The organism is Bradyrhizobium sp. S3.12.5 (genome assembly GCF_040548225.1).
Lineage (GTDB): Bacteria > Pseudomonadota > Alphaproteobacteria > Rhizobiales > Xanthobacteraceae > Bradyrhizobium > Bradyrhizobium cytisi.
In genome coordinates this window covers 1-3,819 of record NZ_JBEPRF010000054.1, presented here as the reverse complement: position 1 = coordinate 3,819, position 3,819 = coordinate 1, and the positions used below count along the sequence as shown (strand labels likewise).

The following is a 3,819-nucleotide window of genomic DNA, read 5'->3' as shown; positions in this document are numbered from 1 at the left end:
TCCTCGTGGCCCAAAAGTGATTCGATGACTTCGAACTCACTTTAGCTCCACCGCCTTCTTGGTCGCGAAGGCCGGCTAGATGATCTTCAGTGCACAAAACTGTTGGATTACGGTGACAGTGCACAAAACTGTCCATCCTGCAGGGCACGCCCTATCCGCAATGCCGGTCAAAGGCAGTTTTGTGCACTGTCCGCGTAACTCCGCCGCCGCCGACCTCCCCCGCCTCACTCGCGCGATATCGACAGTCCCGCGAGAAGCGGCGCGTACGCGGCGAGCCTGCGGGATACGAACTCCGTGAACAGCCGCACGCGCTTCGTCTTGCGTGTGTCTCCCTGTGTGAGGAGCCAAACCGTTCCGTACATGTGCAGCTCGGTACCCGGCACCCTCGCCAGCAGGGGGTCGGCATCGCCGACGAAGCACGGCAGTGTCGTCATCCCGAGCCCTTGCCGCACGGCAGCGATCTGCGCCTCGGCGTCGGTGATCCTGAATGGAACGCCTGTGGTGCGAACCTCACCCTCGCTGGCCCAGTCCGGGGTGCCATGCATGCTGATGACGATCCACCGGATGGGATCAGGCGCGCCCGCACGCCACGCGGCCAGTCGATCGCGGGACATGTAGACGCCGCCGTACAGCTCCGGTCCCTTCAGGCCGTGAAGATTGAGCGGCAGGGTCTTGCGGTCGTAGACGACGCGGATCGCGACGTCGGCCTCGCGGTTGGTCAGATTTGCCAGCTCGCCGGACGACAGGATTTCCATCTCGATATCAGGATGCAGACGCGCGAAATCGGCGAAGTCCGGCATGAGCAGGTGTGTCGCCAGCGGCGGCGCCAGCGTCACCCGCAGCAGCCCGCGCACGCTCTGGTCGCGGCCGAAGACGCGCGTCTCCAGCTGGTGCGACGACGCTTCCATCTGGTCCGCGAACTCGAGCACCTCCTCGCCCGCAGCCGTCACGCGGTAGCCCGACGGCAGCTTTTCGAACATGTGGACCCCGAGGCGTTCCTCGAGCTGGGCGATGCGTCGCAGCACGGTCGCGTGATTCACGCCGAGGCGCTCGGCGGCCGCCCGCACCGAGCCTCCGCGCGCGACGGCAAGAAAGTAGCGAACGTCATCCCAGTCGATCATGGTGCAATCCCGCACCGCGCGGTGCGCCTTCCGAAGCCCGTCTCTAACACATCGACCAGCAGTAAGGGCGGTCGTCCTTAGCCCTATAGCGGCAAGAACGGCCCATTCCGAACGGCGGATACCGATCGCGGCCGGCTGCAGTCGTTCAGCCGGATCGATTTCGCATCACCGATGTGCGCGCTTCCGCACTCGCCGCGTGAGGCCGGCAGACCCATCTCGAGCTTCTCGGGGGCAGATGCTGTCCCGACATCACGACAGGAGAAGTTATGGGAAAGCTTGAGGGTAAGGTTGCGGTCGTCACGGGTGGATCGAGCGGCATGGCGCTGGCGAGCGCCAGGCGCTTCGTTGACGAAGGCGCCTATGTTTTCATTACCGGCCGGAGGCAGGAGGCGCTCGACCAGGCCGTCAAGCTGATCGGCCGGAACGTGACCGGCGTGCGCGGCGACGCGGCCAATCTGGGCGATCTCGACCGTCTCTTCGACACAGTCAAGCGGGAAAAGGGCGGGATCGACATCCTCTACGCGAGCGCCGGCACGGGCGAAGCCGTCCCATTGGGCGAGATTACCGAACAGCATTTCGATGCGACCTTCAACCTGAATGCGCGCGGCACGCTGTTTACGGTCCAGAAGGCGTTGCCGCTGTTTCGCGATGGCGGATCGATCTTCATGACCGGGTCGGTTGCTTCGATCAAAGGTTTTCCTGCCTACAGCGTGTATGCGGCGAGCAAGGCGACGTTGCACGCATTCGCACGCGGTTGGCTCAACGAGCTGAAGGGCAGGAATATCCGGGTGAACGTGCTGCACCCGGGGCCGATCGCCACACCGATGCAGGACCAGGTTCTCACCGAGGAGGCGAAGCGGATGTTCGAATCCCTGATCCCGCGGGGAAAGATGGGTCGTCCCGAGGAGATTGCGGCGGCCGCGCTGTTCCTTGCTTCAGACGATTCGAGCTTCGTGAATGGGGTGGAGTTGTCCGTCGACGGCGGCTTCTCGGCGATCTGAAGCGCCAGCAAATCAATATCAACAACACGGATCGGAGAAGTTCGAATGAGCTATGCGATTGTAGGATTCGGCAAGATAGGCCAGGCGCTCGCCCACGCCTTCGCCCGCAAAAACATCGATGTGACCGTCGCGAGCCGCCGGCCGCCCGAGGCGTTGGCGCCGCAAGCCCGGGCGATTGGACCCAGTGTCGTCGCCAAGTCGCTGCGGGATGCGCTCGAGGCCGACACCATCATCCTGGCGGTCCCGTTCGGGGAGCATCGCGAGGTTGCGAAGGCCCTGCCGAGCTGGAAAGGCAAGACGATCATCGACGCCATGAACGCGTTTCCAGTCCCTGAAGAGCTGCACGGTCTCCCGTCCTCCGCGTTCGTCGCGAAGGCGTTCACCGGGGCGAGGCTCGTCAAAGGGTTCAATCACCTGCCTGCGGCCGCCCTGGCTGCCGATCCGGTCGTCGAGGGCGGTCACCGGGTGGTCTTTCTGTCCGGTGACGACGAGGACGCGATCGCTCCGGTGGCGGCCTTGGCCAAACAACTCGGGTTCGCACCTGTCGACTTGGGAAAGCTCAACGAGGGTGGCGCGCTGGTGCACGCACGCGGCCGCACCTGGGGCCGGCTCATCTTCAAGGATCTGTTCAAGAAAGAGCAGTAATCGACGCATTGCGGACAGTAGAGAAGCGCGGCACGCGGCGTTACGGTGACAGTGCACTTAACTCACCGTAACGCCCGTAACCCCCCAGGATGGGCGGATGATCACCACCTGCCATTGGAGATGAATGACATGAATATTGAACTCAGGGGCCGCAAGGCGATTGTCACCGGATCCACCGCCGGTATCGGCCGCGCGACGGCGGAGGGGCTGGTCCGTGCCGGCGCATCGGTCGTCGTCAACGGCCGTGGGAATACCCGGGTCGACGAGGCGGTACGGCAGATGCGGCAGGCCTTTCCCGGAAGCGACATCTCGGGTATCGCCGCCGATCTTGCGACAGCGGAGGGTGCCGAGGCCTTGATCGCGCAGGCGCCGGACGCCGATATCCTTGTGAACAACGTTGGTACGGCTCACATCCGGGGCTACAATGGCGTCGAGGACATCGCGAAGATCCCCGACGAGGACTGGCTCGGCCTCTTCCAGTTGAACGTCATGAGTGGCGTGCGCGTGACCCGTCATTACCTGCCGCGGATGGTGGCGAAAGGCTGGGGCCGCGTCGTGTTTGTAAGTAGCGAGTCCGCGGTCAACATCCCCAAGGAAATGCTCGACTACGGCATGACCAAGACCGCTCAACTCGCGGTCTCGCGCGGGCTTGCCGAGGCGGTCGCGGGCACGGGCGTCACCGTCAACGCCGTCCTGCCGGGACCCACCCGCTCCGAGATCCTGGGCGACTTCATGGCGAAGCAGGCCGAAGCAAACGGAATCACGCAGCAGGAAGCCGAGCAGGGCTTCCTGAAGGCAATGCGTCCGACCACCCTCATCCAACGCTTCGCGACCACCGATGAGGTAGCCAACATGATCATCTACGCATGCTCGGAGCAGGCTTCGGCGACAACCGGCGCGGCTTTACGGGTGGATGGCGGCGTGGTCCGTTTCGTCGCGTAGCTGCCGGATGACGCAGATTACGGTGACACCCATTAGCCGGCCGGTCGTCAAGATGACGAGCGCATTTTTTTTGGCAGCGCAAGCTGCCAAATCTTTCGCTGGTCGCTTTC

4 protein-coding genes are annotated in these 3,819 nt (G+C 63.8%); 3 read left to right on the top strand and 1 reads right to left on the bottom strand.

Annotation, left to right across the window (positions count from 1 at the left end; translation table 11 throughout):
* Positions 1 to 224: 224 nt before the first annotated feature.
* A complete protein-coding gene (locus tag ABIC09_RS37265; RefSeq protein WP_354112419.1) occupies positions 225 to 1,121 on the bottom strand; it encodes a LysR family transcriptional regulator in 897 nt (298 codons plus the stop codon).
* A 266-nt stretch (positions 1,122 to 1,387) separates the two neighbouring features.
* Here ABIC09_RS37265 and ABIC09_RS37260 point away from each other — a divergent pair, with 266 nt between their 5' ends.
* The 3 genes from ABIC09_RS37260 (at position 1,388) to ABIC09_RS37250 (ending at position 3,709) form a co-directional block, all read left to right on the top strand.
* A complete protein-coding gene (locus tag ABIC09_RS37260; RefSeq protein ID WP_354112418.1) occupies positions 1,388 to 2,122 on the top strand; it encodes an SDR family NAD(P)-dependent oxidoreductase in 735 nt (244 codons plus the stop codon).
* Positions 2,123 to 2,167: 45 nt separating this feature from the next.
* Complete coding sequence (locus ABIC09_RS37255; protein ID WP_354033036.1) at positions 2,168 to 2,767, top strand: NADPH-dependent F420 reductase; 600 nt, start codon at positions 2,168 to 2,170, stop codon at positions 2,765 to 2,767.
* A 129-nt stretch (positions 2,768 to 2,896) separates the two neighbouring features.
* Entirely contained in the window at positions 2,897 to 3,709 is an 813-nt protein-coding gene (locus tag ABIC09_RS37250; RefSeq protein ID WP_354082371.1) for an SDR family NAD(P)-dependent oxidoreductase, read from the top strand.
* Positions 3,710 to 3,819 lie beyond the last annotated feature (110 nt).